The following is a 20,533-nucleotide window of genomic DNA, read 5'->3' as shown; positions in this document are numbered from 1 at the left end:
GCCATGTTTGGTTGCCTACTTTAAAATGGCTCCTTTAAATAAAAAATACCAGCTAAGGCCATTGGCGATTTGGTTTTTGTCTTTTAGCTCTTTGGCTAGGGCCATGTCTGCCTCTAAAAGTGGGGCTTTGATCCAAGCGTGGTTTTTGACATACAAGAGCGCGCCGCCATCCGTGTAGATAAAATCCAGTCCGCTTTTTTGGCTCTGTCCTGCCACCGACTCAAAACCCAAAGCAAAATCTTTAGATTGCCCCCACACGAAGGGTTCTCGCGCGGCACAATCTTTGGGCGTGTCGGTGCTATTGGTGGCGTTTTTAAAAAGGGGTTTGCCAAAGCTGGCGTATGGGTAGCCCTTAGGCGCGACCAGCTCCATGATCGTGGGGGCAATGTCAATGTGTGCGCCAATGCACGCGGCAAGTTTAGGCTTTAAGCTTGGAGCATAAATAATGAGAGGCACGCTTTTAGTCCAGTAGTGATTATCTTTGGCGTAGATGAAACTGCGATCAAAGTGATCGCCTGTGATGATAAAGAGAGAATTGGGGAATTTTGCACTGGCCTTTTTGATGAAATCCACTAAGATTTTGTCGTACCAATAGATGTGCCCTAAGAAGTTTGCGCTGGGCATGTTTTGATCTTTGGAGCGGCTGACAAAGTCTTGTATTTTCTCAACGGGCACGCCAAAGGCTTTTAAATTGACATTGCGGGTGGGGTGATTGCTTAAAGTCATCACCATGCTAAAGGTTTTTTTGTGGGTGGGGGTGTTTTTTAAAATGTAGTCAAAAAGCACATTGTCATGCACGCCCCAATCGTTTTCTAAGGGTTGGGGGTAGGCTTTGGGGTTGGCCTTTAGCTGGGCTTTGGCAAAGTCCATTAAATAGGTGTTGAAAATAAAATGATCAAAGCCTTCTCTTTTGCTAAAGCGATCTAATCTATTCCAAATCCCGCTGCCCCCATAATAAAAGGTGTTGTCAAAACCTAGCCCTTTCATTTGGTTGCCTATGGCGGTGGGCAGGCTGGGGATATGCACACCCATATTGACAAAATTTGTGTCGTTGATGTTAAACAGCCCTGTGAGTTGCACATCTAGACTCTTGACCGTGCGTTTAGCGTTTTCTATGAATAGAGGAAAGATAAAGCCGTGTTGCTGGTCGTTGAGGCTTTTTAGGGCACTCACTAAGTGGATCGCATCAAATCTAGGGTCAAAGTGCCAGCTAGAGAGCGACTCGGACACAATGTAAAAAACATGTCTAATGGTGGAGGGGCTGGGGTTTTGGCTCGTGTGGCTTAAGAGTTTTCTTAAGTCTAGAGGGAGTTTGGTCGTGGGGGGCAAGTTAAAATAATCTATGCTGGCTTGCAATAGGCTTTTATGTGTGAAGTTGGCAAAGCGGACATGGTGGCTTTTTTTATAATCTTTAAAGACCAAATATAAATCCCTAAACGCCCCCGGGGTTACTTGGCGTAAAAAAGGGTTTTTGGCGGGTTTAACGGCGGTGTCTAGCGAAACGCCTTTAAACCCCAAGCGCGCATTGATGCAATAGAGCATCCACACAGAAAAACTAGCCACAAGCAAGCCACACACGGGCTTAAAGGGCAAATTTTGCAACACCCCAGCAAGCCCATCACTTGCACGCCCCAGTTTGTGGTAAACAAAGCCTGCCAGCACGCTGCATGCCAGCCACACAAACACCTTAGTGGGGATGTGCTGTTCGCTATGCAATGCCATGCCCATTAAAATTTTGGGGGTCTGGTTAAACGCGTCTAGTAAATTTGTGTCAAACACCCCGCCATAAATCTCGTAGTAGGTGATGTTTGCCACCTGCAAGGCAAGGCAAAGGGCCAGCACAAATAAGGCGTAAAAATGGCCGAGTCTAGAGTGCACAAGGGCGATTAGCAAGAAAATTAAAGAAAAGGCGGCGGCCATGTGGTTGTCGTACTTAAAGCCGTCTTTGAGCACTTGAGTGATTTGATCTAAGGGCAGGGGAGAGGCCAGTGCGCCCTTATAAATCCCACTGTAAGCGATAAAGCCCACCCTCAAAAGGCTTAAAAATAAACTCAAAAAAAGGCTAAAAACAAGAGCGTCTAAGAGGGCGTTGATTGCCCGTTTAGCCCAATCTAAACGGGGGGATGGCATCAGTACTTGCGTTGGGCTTTTAGATCGGCGATGTCTTTGGAGTAGGCTTGGATTTTTTCTTGGGTCATTTTTGCGTCAATTTTAGCGAGCACGGCACTAAAGATGGTGTTTAACGCCTTTTTTACGGCATCATTCGAGTCGTCCTTGCCTTTGTAAAGCGAGCTTAAAAGCCCCCCGGTGTGCTCGGATCGGCTGGAGCGTACAAAGGGCTCGCGCACATCAATTTCGCTAAGATCGATCATGAACGAATCGACCGCCTCCCCGCTCTCTGGCTCAATGAAGACCACCTTAATATAACCCATCGCCAAGAGCGCGCCTCTAGTAACATCCATGCCTGTGGAGAAAATAAGCCCGGGGCTGGATTTCTTTTGTTCTGTGGTTTTAGGATCAGGTCTTAACACAATCTCTCCGCTCAGTTCCACCCCTAAATAATTGTCCCGTTTTTGTGAAAAGGTCAGGTCATTTTTATCGCTCACATCTAAAATCGTGGCCTTATACCCCTGATTTTCGAGCAAGGTTTGGATTTTTAGCACAAGTTGCTTTTTGAAGCGGTTTTCATACTCTTTGACAATATTGTCGCTGTATTGGAACAGGGGTTTTAAGATCATGATTTGTTTGTGTGTGGCGGGGGCCTTAGCGGTTTGGCTCTTGTAGGCCAAGCGCAAGGGGACATTGTTCGTAACGATGATGTCCGGTCCGCACCCCGCAAGAACGGCGGCTAGCCCCACCCCACATAACCATGTTTTTAATTGCATCTATTCTCCTTAAAGTCGTGTTATTTTTTAGGTGAAGCTCTTATTATAGCGCACTTATGCTAACGGCTTAAGGGCGCTTATAATCCCCGCTCTTGCCCCCGCTTTTAAATTCCAGGCAAATGCCACTAATCACCATGCTTTTATCCACCGCCTTGGCCATGTCATAAATCGTTAAAAGCCCCACGCTCACCCCCGTAAGGGCCTCCATCTCTACGCCTGTTTGCCCCGTGTGTGTAACGCTCACGCGCAATTTAAAAGCGCAAAGCTCCTCTAGCTCTTGCACCTCCACCTGCACGCTTGATAAGCTTAGGGGGTGGCATAGGGGGATTAAAGAGCTGGTTTGTTTAGCCCCCATAATGGCGGCGATGATGGCAGTTTGCAACACCGGACCCTTAGCGATCTTTTGCTCCACAACCGCCCTATAAGCCTGCGCGCCCATGCTAATTTGTCCGCTGGCAATGGCCTTGCGCTCTGTGTGCGCCTTTGCGCCCACATCCACCATTGTGGGGTTTTGGTGGCTGTCTAAATGGTTAAGCATTTTTGGGGCGAAAAACTTTGATGTTTTTAGGGTTTGCCTCAATGTAGGGGCCCCCGATTAAATCGATGCAATAAGGAATCGCCGGGAACACCGCCTCTAAACACTCCCTAATGCTCTTGGGCTTGCCGGGTAAATTCACAACCAAACTTGAGCCACAAATGCCCGCACTCTGACGCGATAGTATCGCTGTGGGGACATATTTTAAACTGGCCGCACGCATCAGCTCGCCAAAGCCGGGCAACATTTTAGAGCAAACGGCTTTAGTGGCTTCTGGCGTAACATCTCTTGGGGCTGGCCCCGTGCCTCCTGTGGTGGCGATGAGGGCACAATCTTTACTCAACTCCCTTAAAGTTTGTTCCAAAGCGCTTTGCTCATCGGGCAGCAAGCGGTAAAGAAACTCTAGGGGGTTTAAAATGTATTCGCCCAAGACCTCTTTAATCGCTAGTCCGCTCAAATCCTCGTAAATGCCTGTGCTGGCGCGATCGCTTGCCACCACTACACCTATTTTAATGGTTGTCATTGCAATAATCCGCTCCCTTTCAATGGATGGCTTCGATCTTTGGCGTAAATCCTTTGCCCGTTTTTAAGATCGTACTTGTAAATGGGGGCGTTGCGCTTAAAGTCCTCAATAAAGGGGTTATAAAGCTCTAGCGCCTTTTTGCGGTGCGCACCCATTAAACCCGCCATGTAAGAGCTCTGCCCCACGAGCACATCCCCCATTGAGTGTGCCAAACACAAAAACACCCCTCCAGCCCCCGCCCGTTGCTGCCATGCATGAAACCACGCCTCAAATAGGGGCATATACACCTCAAAACTCAAACCCTCTAGCCCCTCTTCAGGGCGCACAAATCCACTAAAGACACACAAAGCGCCTAAGTTTTTTTCAACACACAGCCTAGCCCACGCGCTGTAAATCACGCCTGTATCAAGCGCGCCCTCAACGATCTCTAACATCAGCCCCCACACACGGGCGGCAAAACCACAACTTCATCGCCCGCCTTTAAGGGAGTGTTGATGTCTTCGATAAGCACCCCATTTAACGCAATGGCGCTCATGGCTAGCCACGGCTTGACCTGCGCTTTTGCGTGCAAGATTTGGCGCAAGCCTTCTAAATTTGTGATGTCTAACTCTAGGCTCTCCTCTTTAATCGGTCCTAAAAAGCGCACAGATACCATAATAAGCTCCTTAAAAAATATGGTGCAACAAGAGCGCAAGGCTTTCGCCCTTTTTGTAGTGCCGCGCCCCCTCTTCAAGCACCAAAAGCGCGCTCTGTGTGTCGTATAGATGCGCCTTGGGGCGCAAACTGGCAAAATAACGCCCCTCTTTTAAGCGCACAAAACAAGCCAAAAACTCCATGCGTTCCTCGTGTTTGTTAAAGTCGTCTTCTAAGATGGCTTGTATAAAAGGCGGGGCGTAGGGGATATTAAAGAGTTTGGCAAAAATCGCCGTGCCAAAAAGATAGAAAGTGAGGGCGGCGGCGGGAGGGTTGCCCGGCAAGGCTAGCAGGGGCTTGTGCGTGCCGTCTTTGGCGTGAATGCTGTAAGCTACGGGTTTGCCCGGCTTGATTTTGGCGGATTTAAAGGCAATTTCGCTCACATTGGCGATGGCGTGCTGGGTGAAGTCAAAGTCCCCCTTGCTCATCCCGCCGGTTGTAACGACCATGTCGCAATCTCTAAAGGCGTGGCAAATGGCCTGCTCGATGCTCTCTTGCTTGTCGGGCAAAAGCGGGTAAAGCACCCCCTCGCCCCCTAGCTGTTTAGCCATCGCCTTTAGCATGTGGTTATTCACGCTGCGCACCCCCTCAATGGGCGCGCCCACCTCCACAATCTCTGCCCCCCCGCTTAAAATCCCCACTCTGGGTTTTTTATACACTTGCACAAAAACTTGGTTGTGCTCGGCTAAGGCCCCCACACTATAAGGCGTGATTTTATCGCCCCTAGAGAGCACCACCGCTCCTTTTTTGTGCTGTGATCCTACGGGTCTAATCCAATTATAATGCCCGCTCTCGTGGGAACATCCACTGCTGTGGGTGAGAAAAATCCGCTCGGCCTGCTCTTGCACCTCCTCCACAATGACAAGCGCATCTGCCCCAATAGGCATTTTTGCCCCCACAAAGGTTTTAAACGAGCAACCGGGCTTTAACATGGGAGGCTCTTGTAAATTGGCGGGGTTGATCCCTTGCACGAGCAACCCTTGGGTTTGCAACAAATCCAAATCCTCTAACCTAAAGGCGTAGCCATCCATGCTAGCTGTGGGGTAGGCGGGGCTATCCTTTGGGGCCAAAATGTCCTCAGCCAAAACCCGCTCCAAAGCGTCCGCAAACAAGACCTTCTCGCTACCTAGTGGGGTTAAAAAACTCGCCCCAATGACTTCTAGAGCCTCGTGAAAACTTAGCATTAGAGCAAATGCCCCATTTTAAGCTTTTTGGTCTGCAAGTATTGCTGGTTATGGCAATTGCTCTTGACTAAAATGCTGCACCGCTCCACTTGCACAAAAGCCCCAATGGCTTCGATTTTTTTAGGGTTGTTTGTGAGCAGGCGGATTTTCTCAAGCCCATAATGCTCGAAAATGTGCTTAACGATGGTGTAGTCCCTCTCATCGTCCTTAAAGCCGATCGCCTCGTTTGCCTCTACGGTGTCATAGCCTTGGTCTTGCAAAGCGTAGGCGTTGATTTTATTAAAAAGCCCAATGCCCCGCCCCTCTTGACGCAAATAGACCAACATCCCTCCCTCTTTGCCGATGCGCTTTAATGCCATGTGTAACTCCCCCCCGCAATCGCATTTTTGCGAGCCAAAGACATCGCCGGTCAAGCACTCTGAATGCACCCTCACTAGGGGTGTTTTGCCTAATTCTTTGGTAAAAACCACTAAATGGTCCAGCTCCAAAGCCCCCTGTTGTTCTTTAAAAGATTGTAAGCAAAAGGTGCCAAAGGGGGTCGGCAACTTGGCTTGGTTTGAAACTTGAAACTGCATAAAAACCTCACTTTATAGGGGGTGAATCTAGCATTTTGGGGTAGATTGATGGTAAATGGCGTTTTTGTTACAAATCCCACAGGCCTTGGCAAAGCCCAATTTTTGGATACTAAAACCGATAAAATCCAAGAAAAAGAGCGCGCACTCTGTAAAGATTTTGGGCAATTTGTTGGGCTGTTGTAGCCTCTGGCTGATGCGGTAGAAAATCTCGCCCACAAGCGGGCCTAAAGTGGGGGTGCAAATTAAATCCTGAATGCTAGGAATCTCGACAAAGGCCTCCAGCCCATACTCCCAAAAGAAAGTAGAAACCAAGGCCGTAAAGACCACCCCCGTTAAAAAGCGATACCCCGCTACCCGAGCTTGCATGTAATAAATCGCGCCGAAATAGGGGTGCAAGACCCAATTAAAAACAAATAAATCGTTGTCAAACACGGGGCCTAAATGGACATTTTCAAGCCAACTGATGAGTCCAAATTTTTGTTTCGTCCAGTGCGTTACACTCTCTGGCATCAAATACAACCCAATGATGCCTAGAATAAAGGCAATTCCCAAACACGCCACACTTAAGCTCAAATAGCGCAGGCGGTGGTTGGGTACAAAAGCTAAGTTCTCTTGGGGGAGAAAATAACGGGATAACAAAGCACCACCTTTCATTTAAGTTTGCCTACCCAGATAAAGGGCGATTTTTACACAAACAAACTTAAAACAAGCCCAAAGTTCTTTGATGCGTTGCCATCCTTGTTTTTGATTTTTATTATTAAGAAAGTTCCTATGCAAAAACCCTAAAGGCCACACCGCCCACGCTTTAAAGGGCCATAAAAATAACGCCACCATTTAGATTTGCATTACAAAGCCCCTATACCTGGCAAAAAAGACCACAATAGGGGCTGTGTCATTGCTGCTGGCTTTAGCCGTGCATGTCTATCACAAATTGCACCACGAATAAAGCCCCAAAGAGATAGAGCAAGGGATGCACTTGTTTAAACTTGCCACGACAGATTTTAATGAGAGGGTAAATGATGAGTCCAATGCCCACGCCATTGGTGATGCTATAAGAGATGGGGATCCAAAAGAGCACAAAAAAGGCGGGCAGGGCTTCTTCTAGGTCATGCCAATCAATTTCGCTTAAATGGCTCATCATCATAAAGCCCACGATGATGAGAGCCGGGGAGGTGATGGCGGGCACGCTGGCTAGTGCTTTTGCCAAGGGGGCTAAAAAGATGAGGGCAGCAAAGAGCAAAGCCACCACAACACAAGTAAAGCCCGTGCGCCCACCCACACTCACCCCCGCCCCCGACTCGATGTAGGTTGAAGTGGGCGAAGTGCCCACCATTGCGCCCACCGCGCTCGCGATTGCATCGGCACTGAGCGCGCTTTTGGCGTTTAAAAAGCGATCGCCTCGCATAAGGTTTGCCTGCTGTGCCACGCCGATCATGGTCGCGGTGGTGTCAAAGAGCATGACTAAAAAGAAAGTGAAAATCACCGCCCCCAAGTCTGGTTTTAGCGCGCCCAAAATGTCCAGCTTAAAAAAGGTGCTCTCCATGTGCTTTGGCAATTCAAAAAGGCGGTCTGGCAGTTTTAAATGCCCTAAGAGCAAGGCCAGCAAAGCGGTGATTAAAATGCCTAAGAATATGGCTGCTTTGACACGATTTACCAATAAAACGATGGTGATGAACAGCCCGATTAAGGACATGTAGGCGATGGGCCTAGAGAAGTTGCCTAGGGTGATGATCGTTGCGCTAGAGGGCTCGACTAAGTGGGCGTTTTGCATGCCAATGAAAGCGATGAAAAGCCCGATGCCTGCCGTGATGCCCGCTTTTAGGGAGGTGGGTATGGCTTTAATCAAAGCTTCTCTAAAGCCGGTTAAAGAAAGGATCAAAAAAATTAAAGAGGCCCAAAAGACGCTCCCCAAGGCGGTGCGCCAAGACATGCCCATGCCCAGCACCAAGACAAAAGTAAAATAAGCATTCATGCCCATACTCGGGGCGATGGCGATGGGGTAGTTAGCCACAATCCCCATGATGAGCGTGCCCACAATCGTAACGATTAAGGTTGCCACAAACACACCATTAAAATCCATGCTCGCTTTTTGCAAAACAGAGGGATTGACAATGGCGATGTAGGAAATGGTGACAAAAGTGGTTAAGCCGGCTAGGGTTTCAATGCCTAGCGAAGTGTTGCGCTCTTTGAACTGAAAAAACTTAGACAAAAACGCTAACATACGGGGTTGCTCCTTGTGTAGAATTGAGTTAAGTTAATCTAAAGTAAATGGAGCAACAATGAGCGCATTTTATTAAACCAAACTAAATTAGGGCTTAAATGGTGGCGTTAGAGAGCTTAGAGGCTTTAGGGCAAGGAAGGGGATTGTTGGGCTTTTCAGCGGGTGGCGATTCAGTGGCGTTGTTTTTCTTGCTTTTAGAGCGGGGATTGCCCTTTGATTTAGCCATATTAGATCACGGCTTGAGGGTGCAAGCGCAAGAGGAAATCGCCTACGCCAAAGAGTTAGGGGCAAAGCATCAAAAAAAAGTCTATACCAAACAAGTGACCCTAATGGGAGGTAATTTAGAGGCACAGGGGCGCAAAGAGCGGTATCGCTTTTTTGAGGACTTGATAAGGAAGTTTGGCTACACCCATTTAATTTTAGCCCACCACTTGAACGACAAATTGGAGTGGTTTTTAATGCAACTAGCCAAGGGGGCGAGCTTGCAAACAATACTTGGCTTTAGTGCCCTAGAGCAGCGCAAAAACTACACGCTGATTCGCCCCTTAATTTACACCCCTAAATCTGCTTTGCTAGAGTATTTGCAAGCCCGCAATCTACGCTACTTTGAAGATTCTACAAACAACGATTTACGCTTCCAGCGCAATTTGATCCGCCATAATTTAGCCACGCCCTTTTTAAACTTGGCAGAAGCGCGCGGTTTGGTGCGTAGCTTTAAAGCCCTAGAATTAGAAAAGCACGCCCTTTATCCCCCCCTAAATTGCCTTGAGCTTAAGGGGGTCTTTGTTTTTAAAGAGGGGGCGCAAAACCTCTACTACATAGATGGCCTGCTTAAAAAATTGGGCTATGTTTTAAGCACAAAACAACGCCTAGAGTTAGCACAACAGGGCTTTAATGGGGTTGTGGGGGGGGGCTTTGTGGTGGGGTGCGGGGGGGGCTTTGTCTATGTGGGGCGGGCTTTAAAGGTTAAACCTGCCCTGCCAAAGTCTTATAAAGACACTTGCCGTGCACTTTTAATCCCCCCTTTAGTGCGCCCCCTTTTTTTTAGCCCTAAGTGGGCGAACACTTTAGAGCAACTCACAAATTTTCAGTCCGCACAATCAAACTGGGGGGCAAATTAAAGGCTTGTATGATCTCTTCTTCTAACGTGCGTTGCTCCCCGTTGTCGCTCTCATGGTCGTAACCTAGTAGGTGCAAATAGCCATGCAAGAACAACAGCGTCACCTCATCTAATAAGCGATGTCCTCGTTTTTGGGCTTCTTCTTTGGCTTGCTCTATATTGATGACGACACTCCCTAATAAATCCGCGGCGGGCATGTCAATGGGAAAGCTCAAAACATCGGTCGGCTTATCCACGCCCCGATATAGATTGTTTAATTCTTGTATGCGCTTAGGCGAAACCAAAACCAACTCCACGCCCCCATTCCTGCCTAAATGCGCCATGAGCGGGCTTAAGTGTTGCTCTAAATCCTCTAACTCGCTTTGCACTTCATCGATTAAATCGATTTGAAACTCCATAGCACCCCTTTAAGAGAAAAGCACTATAATACCCACTTTTGGAGAGTGCTTGATGTTTAAACCCCTACACAATGCCCTTTTAAAGTGGTATGCCACCAGTGGGCGCACTGACTTATCCATCCGCCACTTAAGCGGGCCAAACGCCCCCTATGAGGTCTATATCAGCGAAATCATGTCCCAACAAACCCAAATTAACGTGGTGCTCGACAAATTCTACCCCCCTTTTTTACAAGCCCTACCCACACTAAAAGCCCTAGCAGATGCCAAGTTAGAGCAGGTGTTGTTGTTGTGGCAGGGACTGGGCTACTACGCGAGGGCAAAAAACCTACACAAAAGCGCACAAATTTGTTGCGAAAAACACGGCGGACAACTGCCCAATGACTATGAAGCCCTATTAGCCCTGCCCGGCATTGGCGCATACAGCGCAAGCGCGATTTTGTGCTTCGGCTTTAGGCAGGCGGTGGGGGTGGTGGATGCCAATGTTGCACGGGTGCTTTTGCGCCTCTTTGCGCTTGAGCCCAAAAGCCCCAACCTCGCCAAACTCCTGCAAGTTAAGGCCCTAGAGTTTTTAAACTTAGAAAACCCCTTTGATCACAACCAAGCCCTAATTGACCTAGGCGCGCTTATTTGCACCCCCACTAACCCCGCCTGCTTGCTCTGCCCTCTGCAACGAGGGTGCAAAGGCAAGCACGATTTAATGCGTTTTAGCGTGGCTAAAAAACCCCCAAGCACCCCCATCACCAAGCATTATGGCGTGTGCGTGCAAGATAATTTTTTATATTTAACCTGCGCCAAATCGGGGCTATACGCCCACTTGCACCAATTCCCGCTATTAAAAGAGCAAGAACACACCCGCCTGCCCCTTTTAGCCCAAGTGCGCCACAGCTACACCAAATACCGCCTAAGCGCAAAAATCTACCAAGCCACTTTAGAGGATTTAGACCCAACAGACCTAGTTAAAATCCCTTTGCAAGATTTTAAATACACCCCCACAAGCGCGCTTAGTCTAAAGATTGTGCGGGCACTGCCTAGCTTAAAGCTAGGGGCAAATCAAAGTCTAGATTCGTAGGGCATGATCTAATGCAAAACACGATTTTACAAGGCGATTGCGCCACAATTTTAACAACGCTGCCTAGTGGCAGTGTGGATTTTATCTTTGCCGACCCGCCCTATTTTATGCAAACCCAAGGAGAGCTTTTAAGAGTGGGCGGGGCAAAGTTTGCAGGCGTGGCTGAGGAGTGGGACAAATTTAAGGACTTTACCCATTATGACAGCTTTTCTCAAGCGTGGCTGGCAGAATGCAGACGGGTCTTAAAAACTAATGGCAGCATTTGCGTCATCGGCTCGTTTCAAAACATCTACCGCTTGGGGGCTTTGATGCAAGATTTGGGCTTTTGGGTGATTAATGACATCATTTGGGCAAAATCTAACCCCGTGCCCAATTTTAACGGCACGCGTCTATGCAATGCGCATGAAACCTTGCTTTGGTGCGCTAAAGACAAAAAAGCTTCTTTTACTTTCAACTACAAAACCTTAAAAGCCCTAAATGGGGGCAAGCAAGAAAAATCCATTTGGGAAATCCCCCTATGTGTGGGGGCTGAAAGACTCAAAGACTCCAAAGGGCAAAAGCTCCACCCCACCCAAAAGCCCGAAAGACTCTTAGAAAAGTTGCTTTTAATGGCGACAAAGCCGGGAGATTTAGTGCTAGACCCTTTTGTTGGCACGGGCACCACGGGGGCAGTGGCTAAAAGATTGGGACGCAACTTCTTAGGCATTGAAAAAGATTCTCATTACATCCGAGCCGCCCTAGCTAGGATAACAAGTACGCCTATTAAAATGGACGCTTTTAGCCGCTTAGAATGCGAGAAAAAGCCCCCCAAAGTGCCGATGAAAACCTTAGTTGATTCGGGATATTTGCTTGTGGGGCAGGCTTTATGCTCCCCAAGTGGGGTAGAGCAATGCCAAATCTTGCCTAGTGGGCAGGTGCAAGATAGCAGCGGAGCGGTGCTCTCCATCCACAAAATGAGCGCAAAACTTTTAAATAAGATCAACCACAATGGGTGGGACTACTTTTACACCCACCACAAGGGGCAGTTTATCCCTTTAAATGACTTGCGCTATTTATACGCAGAGGGGAACAATGCAAAATGTTAAAATCCCAGCGCAAAAGTTGTACGGGCAAAAGCGGGGGTGGTTTAGCTAAGAAGTTAAGATTAGTAGCATGGGCCTTAACTATTGGGGGTTAAAAAGCCCATAGGGTCTTAAAGGTTACCTTAAATCGTTATAATCTCATTGTTTAAAATTAACAATGGAGGTTTTCATGGTAAAAGGTTTTGCGATGTTAGGCATTGGGCGCGTGGGGATCATTGAAAAAGAGTCGTTAGAGTGTGTGGTACCCGTGCGTAAGAAACTAGATTTAGGGCCACGCGATGCCTTTGTGCGTCCGCTGGCGGTTGCGCCCTGCACTTCGGATTTACACACTTGCTATGAGGGCGGGATTGGCGAGCGTGCTGATATGTTTTTAGGGCATGAGGGAGTGGGAGAGGTCTTGCAAGTGGGGGCGCTGGTTCAGGATTTTAAAGAGGGGGACAAGGTCATTATCCCGGCAATCACGCCTGATTGGAGTTCTTTAGGGGCGCAAAGGGGTTATCCACAGCACGACCACGCCGCCCTTGCGGGGTGGAAGTTCTCTAATTTTAAAGATGGGGTCTTTGCCGAGAAAATCCACATCAACGATGCAGACGGCAATTTGGGGCATTTGCCCGAAGGGGTGGATTTGACCGATGCCGTGATGCTTAGCGACATGGTAACAACGGGCTTTCATTGCGCCGAGCAGGCAGACATTAAACCCGGCGATCGGGTGGCTGTGGTGGGGCTAGGCCCTGTGGGGCTGATGGCTCTAGCGGGGGCAAATCTGATGGGCGCGAGTGAGATTTACGCCGTGGATTGCGTGCCTTTTAGATACGAAGTGGCACACAAACACTACGGGGCCACACACTTCATCGACTTTAGCAAAGCCCCTATGGCCCAACAAATCCTAGAGATCACAAAGGGCGTGGGGGCGGATAAAATCCTCATTGCCGGTGGGGGCACGGACATTTTAAGCGCGGCTTGCTCTTGCCTCATCAATGGCGGGGTGGTGTCTAATGTCAATTACTTTGGCAGTGGAGAGAATTTGCCCATTTCACGCGTGGCGTGGGATGTGGGGATGGGGCATAAAACGATTAAGGGAGGGCTCACCCCGGGGGGCAGAGGGCGTATGGAAAAACTTGCCCGCTTGTTGCAAATTAAAAAGCTCGATGTCAAGCCCATCATCACGCACCATTTAGAGGGCAAATTTGAAGAGATTGCACAGGCTCTAGCGTGGATGAAAGACAAACCGGCTAATTTCATCAAGCCCGTTGTTAAGATCAAGTGGTAGGCTCTAAGCGTGCAAGAAGTCTTGATTTTAGGGGCAGGGTATGCGAGTCTCGCGTTTGTCAAGTCCTTAAGCAAAGAAGTGTTGCAGGCCTATTCTTTTACTCTCGTGTCGCAAAGCTACCAACACGGCGTGCAGATCTTGTTGCATGATGTTGTGGCCGGCTTGCCCGGATGCCACGCCATCAGCCTAACAGAAATTTTACCTCCACAAGTGCGCTTCATCCAAGATGAGGTTTTGGAGATTAAAGAGGGGGTTGTGGTGGGGAAAAAACAAGAGTACACCTACACAAAGTTAATCGTGGGGCTGGGCTTTGCTAGCGAGAGCTTTGGGGTGGCTGGGGTAGCACAACACGCCCACCCCCTAGTTGATTACAAGCAATGCCAAGCTTTACACCAGAAATTACAAAATGCCGTGCAAGAGAGCAAAAAACCCTTAAACCTTGTAGTGTGTGGGGCTGGCTTTAGCGGGATTGAGCTCGTGGGGGCTTTGGCGGATGCTTTTAAAGGCAAAATCAACATCATCTGTGTAGAAGCCATGCCTAAAATTTTACCCATGTTTTCTCCTAAGTTGGCCCAAAAGGCGCAGGAGTATTTGCAAAAACTAGGGGTGCGCTTGCAAGTTGGGGCAAAAATCCTAGAGTGTTTAAAAGAGGGGGTTGTGGTGGAAATAGGAGGGCAACAAGAGCAAATCCCAGCAGATTTTATCTTTTGGACTTGCGGGGTGCGGGGCAGTCCTGTCATTGAAAACTCCCCTTTTTTTAAGAGCGTGCGCAGCCGTGTGGAGGTCAATAGCTTTTTAGAGCCTGTGGGCTTGGAAGAGCGAGGGGTGTTTGTGTTGGGCGATTGCGCGCTTTTTAAGGACGCGCAAAACCGCCCCTACCCGCCCACAGCGCAGCTAGCAGATCAAATGGGGGCATATTTGGGGGCTCAGTTTCAGCATGTTCTCAAAAACAAGCCCGCCCAAACCCCTTTCACCTTTAAGCCAAAAGGCGTGGTTTGCTCGCTAGGAGTACGCTATGCCGTCGGCCAAATCGGGGCTTTGCGCGTGGTGGGGTTGCCTGCACTTTGGCTTAAAAATGCCATTGAGTGGTGGCACAGGCGGGTTTTAAAACTTTAATTAAATTTTTAGGGCTGTGCTTCTTGACAAGCCCTATATAAAAATGCTAAAATGGCGTTTTTGTTCCAGATTAGCTCAGCGGTAGAGTAGGCGGCTGTTAACCGCTTGGTCGTAGGTTCGAATCCTACATCTGGAGCCACTCTCCGTTTTAAGTTTTTTCAAATCTTATTAAAGGCTTTTTTAGTTTTCTCTTTTTTTTATTCAATATTTACCACTTTGGCCGATCTTGCATGCGCTTGTTTTTAAGCAGGTGGAACACTCTTGGCTTGTGTGTCCATAATCTAAATCTGATGAGGAGTTTTTTATGGTTCTTGGTTTCAAACGCACATTGAAAGGCTTGGCTCTCTCTAGCTTGATGGCTTGTGGTGCTATGTCTGTAGCCCAAGCGGATGAAAAGAATGGCTTTTTTGTAGGTCTTGGCTACCAACAGGGTAAGTATGGCTACAAGGGTTATAGTGAGGGCTTGACCACCGGCTCCCCTCTTTATGGTTTGGGCGCACAAATCGGGGGTGTGGGCTTTGCTAATAAATGGTTTGGCGGTCAGGTGTATGGTTTCTTTGATTGGAACAACAGCACCCAATGGGGATCTAGCAACAGGGATAAAGACAACCTCTACACCTATGGTGGGGCGGCGGATATGATCGTTAATTTCATCGCTACAAGCCCCTTTTCTATGGGGGTAGTGGGCGGTATCCAACTTGCCGGTAACACATGGCAATTTGGCAACATGGCTTCACACACCGCCTTTCAGTTCCTCTTTAATGTGGGCGGACGCATTAGACTAGGCACGCACTCGGCGGTACAAGCGGGCATCAAATTCCCCATGATCCCCCAAAAACTCGGCCCCAATCTCTCGATCATCCGCCACTACTCTTGGTACATCAACTATGTCTTCACTTTCTAGCTAGGCTTGCCTAACGCTGGCTGATCTCGCGCACCAAGCGCACAAGCTGGGTGGCGTGAGCACGGGGCAAGTCGGGCAACATCCCATGCCCCAAGTTAAAAATAAAACCCGCTTTTTTACCCATCACCTCAAAAATGCGCTTCACGCCCTCAAGCATCGCTTCTTGACTATAAAGCCTTGCGGGCTCCAAATTCCCTTGCAAGACATAGCAATCCCCTAACATTTCTTTAGCTAATTTCAAAGGTACACCCCAATCACACCCAAAGACCTCAAAATCCCCCTTTAAATGCCCCAAGTACGCCCCCACACCTTTAGGAAAAACAATCAGAGGGGTTTTGGGGTGCTTTGCTTTAAGGGTTTTGGTGATTTTTTGGACATAACCCCAACCAAAGTCTAAATACGCCTCCAACTCCAACGCCCCCGCCCACGAGTCAAAGAGCATGAGCGCATTAGCCCCCGCTTGTGCCTGTGCATCTAAATAGTGGATGATTTCTTGGCTCAGTGCCTCTAGCAAGGCGTGCGCCGCTTCAGGCTGGCTATAAAGGATTTTTTTAGACTGGCTGTAAGTCTTGCTCCCTTGCCCCTCTAGCATATAAGTCGCCAAAGTCCAAGGCGCGCCACTAAAGCCGATCAACGCCTTAGACTTGCCTAATGCAGAGCGCACGCTAGATACGATCTCATAGACAAAACCCAAATCTTTATAGGCACCTCTTTTCAGGGCTCTAATGTCTTCTAGACTTGTAATGGTTTGCGTGAATTTTGGCCCAAAACCGGGGATAAATTCTAAGGGCAAACCCATCGCGTGGGGCAAGAGCAAAATATCGCTAAAGAGTATCGCCGCATCCACATCTAAAATTTCAATGGGCTGTAAGGTCACTTCAGTGGCGCGTTTAACATCGGCGCACAGGTCTAAAAAACTCTTGGCTTGTTTGCGCACCTCTTGGTATTCGCTCAAATACCTCCCCGCTTGGCGCATGAGCCAAATGGGGGTATAGGGGGTTTCTTGTCTAAAGCATGCGTCAATAAAGATCATTGCAATCCTTTAAATGGGGTTTAAGCGCGATTTTAGCTTGCATGCAAGCCACAATCTTGCCATGCAGACGCGCATAAATGCCGGCTAGGTCCAGCTGGTTAGCATAAAGCTCTAAGGTTTGGGGCAGATCTTGCTCTAGCCCCTTTGTGAAAAACTCTTGCAGGGCATGGTAGTCCTCCATCTCTAGTCCCAAAGTGGCTAGGAGTTTGTAGGTGTAGGCATCCACGACAAACACGGGGCGCAAGCAGGCGTAATTTAAAATGCTATCCGCGCTCTCAAAGCCCACGCCCTTTTGCGCTAAAAGCCACGCACGGCTAACCCCCTTTTTAAAGCTCTCAAAGTTGTCAAAGTCCTTTAAGAGATTTTGGCTCAAGGCAATGAGAGAACGCGCCTTTTGGTTATAAAACCCGCTGGGGCTAATGAGTTGTGCGAGCGTGGCAGGGAGGGTGTGGGCTAGATTGTGTAGGCTCTTATTAGGGTCTTGCTCTAAAATACCAGCGTTTTTAAGCCGCTCTAGGCTCTCTTGTGCTTTGCTAAATTTGGTGCGCTGGGTTAAAATCGCCCCCAGCACGACCTCAACGCTTCCGGCATTTGGCCACCACAAGGGCGGAGCGTTGTCTAGCAAATTTAACGATTTTAAGGCTTTTAGGATACAAAAAGCGAGACTCACAGAAAGCGCGCCAACACCATGCCACTAAACGCTTGGTTTTTATAAAACTCGATGCGGTAAATCCGCCCCTCTGTATCAATAGAAAAGCGTTTGTCTAGGTCCTTATAGGTGATCTCAAAACCCGCCTCATCGCTCGCGCCCTTGTGCGTGTAGCCGATGACATTGACCCGATAGCCCTTTTGCGCCAAGACCTTAAAGGATTGATGCACTTCCACCACACGCGCGGGGGTGGTTTCCTCTTGTTTGCCATCAATTTCGAGTTTGACATTCTTAAGGCTGTGATCAAAAGGCAAGTAAAGGGGGCGTAGGCGGGTCATTAATTTATTGCCGTATTTGAGCCACACCTGTTTTTGGCGGGGGAGCAAGCCTAAAATGTAGCTTTTAGAAACCAAGGGGATTTTATCTAGGGGGGTGTTTTTGGGCAGGGGGAAAAAGTTTAGGGTTTTACGCAAGCCATAAATGGGTAAGAGAGTGTTGTCGTTCAACACCACGCTTAAACTCGGGTCGTTGATGAGTTTATAGAGGTTTTCAGGGCTTAGGGTAAAATCCTTGCTGTATTGGATGCCCAACTCTTTTAAGAGCCCCTCAAGGGCTAATAGGTGGTAATACACCCTTGTGGGCAGGGGCAATTCCTTACTCGCTTCGTTAGCAAAGGCGGGTTTTTTGTGCTTAATAGCGAAGTAAGTTAAAGCTTTCTCCATTTCTATATTACCCTTGGCTGTGTGGGTGTTGCGGATATGGTAGCGGTGGATGGGCTTTAAGAGGGATTTATTGACATTGGCAATGATTCCCTCTGACACTTGTCTTAGATGCCCAAAAGGCACGGCGGGCAATTCGTTTTGATCGATGATGGACGAGTTGCCCCAACGCCTAGGGTTTAGTAGGGGGCTTTCATAGCGCGGGCGGTAGAAGCCACTCCCATCGTGCAGGTGCAAAACAACGCTCACTTGCGGGGCGGTGATGATTTTTTTAATCGATTGGATGAGGGGGTATTCAGGGTCTTTGGGGCTTAAATAGGCGAATTTGCGGTTTAAATCCCCATACACCCCCCTATGGTTGCGCAGCATGGAATAGCGGTTTAAAACGGGCACAACCCACACGCTCCCTGATAAGATTTTATAGTGCATTAAAAAAATATCTGTGGTGTTAAACCCCCCCGGCTCATCGCCTTGAATCCCCCCCATCAAGAGCAAGGTGGGGGCAGTACTGGAGCCTTCTTTTTTCACAAGCTGCAACGAGACGGCGTTTAAGGACACACACAAGAATAACAATAAAATAGACTTCATCGACGATCCTGTTAAAATCCGCCATTATACCCAAAAAACCCCCTAAGTTTTAAGGAATAAAAAATGCTTGTGCGCTGTATCTTGCTACAAAGGATGGATGATGTTAAAACAAGACATTTTGCAGACTCTGCAAAAACACTTGGGAGTGATCGACACGCAGTCTTTAGAAATGCTAGACACACAGCACAAGGCGTACAAAATTGAGAAATTTAGCCACGAAATCAAGGGGATTAATGAGGGCATTGGGGCTTTGCAAACCTTGCAAATCGCTTGCCAAAAAATCCTAAAGTTAGAGTCTTTGAGCTGTGAGAGCGTGCAAGAGGTGATGCAAAAGGCGCAATTTATGGGAAAAGCTCTTTTTAACAGCACCCTTAGCATCAATCTAGGCGAAAACACCCTTGAGCTAAACGCCCCCAATCCCTTAAGACTGCTCGCACAAGGGCAGGAGGTTTTAAAGGATGCGTTGCAAGAGAGCCTAACACAAATCAGGCAAGCTTTAAGCGCGATCCAAGAGAGCGTGAGCCAAAAACAAGTCTTTAAAAAGCCCCCCACGCTCAACACCCCAAGCTTCAACAAAGACACGCTTTTAGATCTCATGAAAAGTTCGTAAAAAGCAAGGCCACCCCCTTAGGGGGCTTTATAAAAACACGCTAAAGCCGCCTTAAGCGCGTGGGCCTTGCCTATTTAATGGCTTTTAGTGCATCGTTAAACTGCAGCCTAAAGCGATCGCCTTTAAAGCCGTCTTGTTCAATCGCTTGTTGCCCCGCCGTGCTCTTAAAGTACTGGTTTAATAGCAGAAAATAAGCATTGTGGTGGATGCCCATTAAGTTAGGTTGGTAGTAGGGAAAAGTTGTGGGGTTGAGTACCCACTCTGCGGTTTTGTTGTAGGCTTTAAAAAGTTTTTGCCCGGCTTTGGTGTGCCACAGATCAAAGCCATTTTCAGCAAGCAATTGGCCAGCCACGCTAATGGGCGTGAGCGCAAAATGCGTGTAGGCAATCCCTTTAATCCCCTTAGTGGGGCCACCATTGTAATTAGCCGTGTTGCTGCGCACAATCTCCTTTTGCATCACACCATTTTCATCAATGGCGTTTAAAATCCATTTTTGCCATAGACGCGCCATTTCTAGCAACAAAGCGCGATCGTGGATCACAAGCGCGCCGCTCACACCAAAAAGCACGCTCCACGCCCCGATATTATTGTCTTTATGATAGCGCGCATACGCCAACACGCCGCGCGAAAATCGCTCAAATGGGGGGCTAGGAAACTTTGAGCGGATGAAGAGATAGGCCATGTTCATGTAGGGCATGTAAAAGTTGATGAGATTTTTAGCTTCCTTAGAGCCCACCACTTTAAGGCTTTGAGCCCATTTGTTTAGAATTTCTTGAGCCCTTTTGGCATATTCTTTTTTGCCACTTACGAGGAATCCTAAGGCCAAATCGTAGGCTAAAGTGGCTGATCTTTTAAACGCTGCGCTGCACGGATCGGCTTTTCTTTCGCCTGTTTCTGTGTAATGGGGCAATGTGTTGAGTTGTGTGCATGTTTGGATTTCTTTCTTAAGTTTCTTTGGCAAACGGATAGCGCGCTCCAAATCACTCGAGTAAAAATCTCTAAAAAAATACTGCGTGGCTTGCAGAGTGTTTAAGAAACATAGCCCCAAGAGTATAGTTGCTTTCATCGTACTGCCCAATGGTGTGCATTTTTTCATTCTTGTTATATCCTAAAATCCAAATCATATGTCAAAGCACTAAAAAGCCCAAGCTGGTTATTTCAATGCACTTGGCATCACGCAAGATTTAGACTAAAAAGAGCCAAGGATCAAAAAGATTTGGGTCTTTTTAAATTTTCTCAAATCTAAAGCACTGACCATTAAAACCATTTCAAGGGCCACCAGCCCACCATTCTTTAGCATTTGTTTGTAAATATTGATCACCCACTTTGTTATTGGTGTATTTTGGTGGAGAAAAAGCG

General features: G+C 48.0%; 22 protein-coding genes and 1 tRNA gene. 8 read left to right on the top strand and 15 right to left on the bottom strand.

The features are described from left to right. Positions 1-15: 15 nt before the first annotated feature. The 10 genes from HAL07_RS02455 to HAL07_RS02405 form a co-directional block, all read right to left on the bottom strand. Positions 16-2,130, bottom strand: a complete 2,115-nt coding sequence (locus HAL07_RS02455; RefSeq protein ID WP_053944961.1) for an LTA synthase family protein — start codon at positions 2,128-2,130, stop codon at positions 16-18. Further along, positions 2,130-2,885: an HpaA family protein gene (locus tag HAL07_RS02450; protein ID WP_053940889.1), complete on the bottom strand. Its 756-nt coding sequence runs from the start codon at positions 2,883-2,885 to the stop codon at positions 2,130-2,132. The genes HAL07_RS02455 and HAL07_RS02450 overlap by 1 nt, the downstream gene beginning before the upstream one ends. Positions 2,886-2,952: 67 nt before the next feature. Next, complete coding sequence (gene moaC, locus HAL07_RS02445; RefSeq protein ID WP_053944960.1) at positions 2,953-3,423, bottom strand: cyclic pyranopterin monophosphate synthase MoaC; 471 nt, start codon at positions 3,421-3,423, stop codon at positions 2,953-2,955. Next, a complete protein-coding gene (gene mog, locus HAL07_RS02440; protein WP_053944959.1) occupies positions 3,416-3,943 on the bottom strand; it encodes a molybdopterin adenylyltransferase in 528 nt (175 codons plus the stop codon). Before mog ends, moaC begins: the two co-directional genes overlap by 8 nt. Beyond that, the gene (locus tag HAL07_RS02435; RefSeq protein ID WP_053940892.1) at positions 3,940-4,377 is read right to left on the bottom strand and encodes a molybdenum cofactor biosynthesis protein MoaE; all 438 of its coding nucleotides are present in this window, start codon (positions 4,375-4,377) and stop codon (positions 3,940-3,942) included. The genes mog and HAL07_RS02435 overlap by 4 nt, the downstream gene beginning before the upstream one ends. Then, the gene (locus HAL07_RS02430; protein WP_053944958.1) at positions 4,377-4,598 is read right to left on the bottom strand and encodes a MoaD/ThiS family protein; all 222 of its coding nucleotides are present in this window, start codon (positions 4,596-4,598) and stop codon (positions 4,377-4,379) included. Before HAL07_RS02430 ends, HAL07_RS02435 begins: the two co-directional genes overlap by 1 nt. 10 nt (positions 4,599-4,608) lie before the next feature. Beyond that, positions 4,609-5,820, bottom strand: a complete 1,212-nt coding sequence (locus HAL07_RS02425; protein WP_053940894.1) for a molybdopterin molybdotransferase MoeA — start codon at positions 5,818-5,820, stop codon at positions 4,609-4,611. Next, positions 5,820-6,395, bottom strand: a complete 576-nt coding sequence (gene ribA, locus HAL07_RS02420) for a GTP cyclohydrolase II (RefSeq protein ID WP_053944957.1) — start codon at positions 6,393-6,395, stop codon at positions 5,820-5,822. Before ribA ends, HAL07_RS02425 begins: the two co-directional genes overlap by 1 nt. A 27-nt stretch (positions 6,396-6,422) precedes the next feature. Beyond that, positions 6,423-7,034 (bottom strand): DUF3943 domain-containing protein, encoded by a 612-nt coding sequence (locus HAL07_RS02415; protein WP_053940896.1) that lies wholly within the window; start codon positions 7,032-7,034, stop codon positions 6,423-6,425. A gap of 268 nt (positions 7,035-7,302) precedes the next feature. Next, complete coding sequence (locus tag HAL07_RS02405) at positions 7,303-8,616, bottom strand: NCS2 family permease (RefSeq protein ID WP_053944955.1); 1,314 nt, start codon at positions 8,614-8,616, stop codon at positions 7,303-7,305. Between the two features lie 98 nt (positions 8,617-8,714). Here HAL07_RS02405 and tilS point away from each other — a divergent pair, with 98 nt between their 5' ends. Then, the gene (gene tilS / locus HAL07_RS02400) at positions 8,715-9,737 is read left to right on the top strand and encodes a tRNA lysidine(34) synthetase TilS (protein WP_053944954.1); all 1,023 of its coding nucleotides are present in this window, start codon (positions 8,715-8,717) and stop codon (positions 9,735-9,737) included. On the opposite strand, the gene ybeY is transcribed toward tilS, so the two are convergent. Then, positions 9,694-10,134 (bottom strand): rRNA maturation RNase YbeY, encoded by a 441-nt coding sequence (ybeY, locus tag HAL07_RS02395; RefSeq protein ID WP_053944953.1) that lies wholly within the window; start codon positions 10,132-10,134, stop codon positions 9,694-9,696. The two genes, tilS and ybeY, sit on opposite strands and share 44 nt — an antisense overlap. Before the next feature lie 52 nt (positions 10,135-10,186). Here ybeY and HAL07_RS02390 point away from each other — a divergent pair, with 52 nt between their 5' ends. The 6 genes from HAL07_RS02390 to HAL07_RS02365 all read left to right on the top strand — a co-directional run bounded on the left by HAL07_RS02390 (position 10,187) and on the right by HAL07_RS02365 (position 15,575). After that, positions 10,187-11,203 carry an A/G-specific adenine glycosylase gene (locus tag HAL07_RS02390; protein WP_156295924.1) on the top strand — a complete coding sequence of 339 codons (1,017 nt, stop codon included), beginning with the start codon at positions 10,187-10,189 and terminating at the stop codon, positions 11,201-11,203. An 11-nt stretch (positions 11,204-11,214) separates the two neighbouring features. Further along, on the top strand, positions 11,215-12,288 hold the full coding sequence (locus HAL07_RS02385) for a DNA-methyltransferase (RefSeq protein ID WP_053944952.1): 1,074 nt from the start codon (positions 11,215-11,217) through the stop codon (positions 12,286-12,288). Between the two features lie 166 nt (positions 12,289-12,454). Next, a complete protein-coding gene (locus tag HAL07_RS02380; protein ID WP_053944951.1) occupies positions 12,455-13,555 on the top strand; it encodes a zinc-binding dehydrogenase in 1,101 nt (366 codons plus the stop codon). 9 nt (positions 13,556-13,564) lie between these two features. Continuing rightward, entirely contained in the window at positions 13,565-14,671 is a 1,107-nt protein-coding gene (locus HAL07_RS02375; RefSeq protein ID WP_053944950.1) for an NAD(P)/FAD-dependent oxidoreductase, read from the top strand. 64 nt (positions 14,672-14,735) lie between these two features. Beyond that, positions 14,736-14,810 (top strand) — tRNA-Asn (locus HAL07_RS02370). 231 nt (positions 14,811-15,041) lie between these two features. Continuing rightward, complete coding sequence (locus tag HAL07_RS02365) at positions 15,042-15,575, top strand: outer membrane protein (protein WP_238374464.1); 534 nt, start codon at positions 15,042-15,044, stop codon at positions 15,573-15,575. 10 nt (positions 15,576-15,585) lie between these two features. On the opposite strand, the gene hemE is transcribed toward HAL07_RS02365, so the two are convergent. From hemE to HAL07_RS02350, 3 genes are read right to left on the bottom strand one after another with little or no spacing between them, the layout of a single operon-like run. Beyond that, positions 15,586-16,608 carry a uroporphyrinogen decarboxylase gene (gene hemE / locus HAL07_RS02360; RefSeq protein WP_053944948.1) on the bottom strand — a complete coding sequence of 341 codons (1,023 nt, stop codon included), beginning with the start codon at positions 16,606-16,608 and terminating at the stop codon, positions 15,586-15,588. Next, the gene (locus HAL07_RS02355; RefSeq protein WP_053944947.1) at positions 16,595-17,278 is read right to left on the bottom strand and encodes a 3-methyladenine DNA glycosylase; all 684 of its coding nucleotides are present in this window, start codon (positions 17,276-17,278) and stop codon (positions 16,595-16,597) included. Before HAL07_RS02355 ends, hemE begins: the two co-directional genes overlap by 14 nt. Then, positions 17,275-18,564: a M99 family carboxypeptidase catalytic domain-containing protein gene (locus HAL07_RS02350; RefSeq protein ID WP_053944946.1), complete on the bottom strand. Its 1,290-nt coding sequence runs from the start codon at positions 18,562-18,564 to the stop codon at positions 17,275-17,277. The genes HAL07_RS02355 and HAL07_RS02350 overlap by 4 nt, the downstream gene beginning before the upstream one ends. A gap of 100 nt (positions 18,565-18,664) precedes the next feature. On the opposite strand from HAL07_RS02350, the gene HAL07_RS02345 reads away from it, so the two are divergent. Beyond that, complete coding sequence (locus HAL07_RS02345) at positions 18,665-19,174, top strand: flagellar FLiS export co-chaperone (RefSeq protein WP_053944945.1); 510 nt, start codon at positions 18,665-18,667, stop codon at positions 19,172-19,174. A 70-nt stretch (positions 19,175-19,244) separates the two neighbouring features. Here the strand turns inward: HAL07_RS02345 and HAL07_RS02340 are convergent, their stop codons facing one another. Next, complete coding sequence (locus tag HAL07_RS02340) at positions 19,245-20,240, bottom strand: alginate lyase family protein (RefSeq protein ID WP_053944944.1); 996 nt, start codon at positions 20,238-20,240, stop codon at positions 19,245-19,247. Positions 20,241-20,533: the final 293 nt, after the last annotated feature.

Source organism: Helicobacter ailurogastricus (assembly GCF_001282945.1).
Classification (GTDB): domain Bacteria; phylum Campylobacterota; class Campylobacteria; order Campylobacterales; family Helicobacteraceae; genus Helicobacter; species Helicobacter ailurogastricus.
This window is presented reverse-complemented; position numbering and strand designations above follow the sequence as displayed.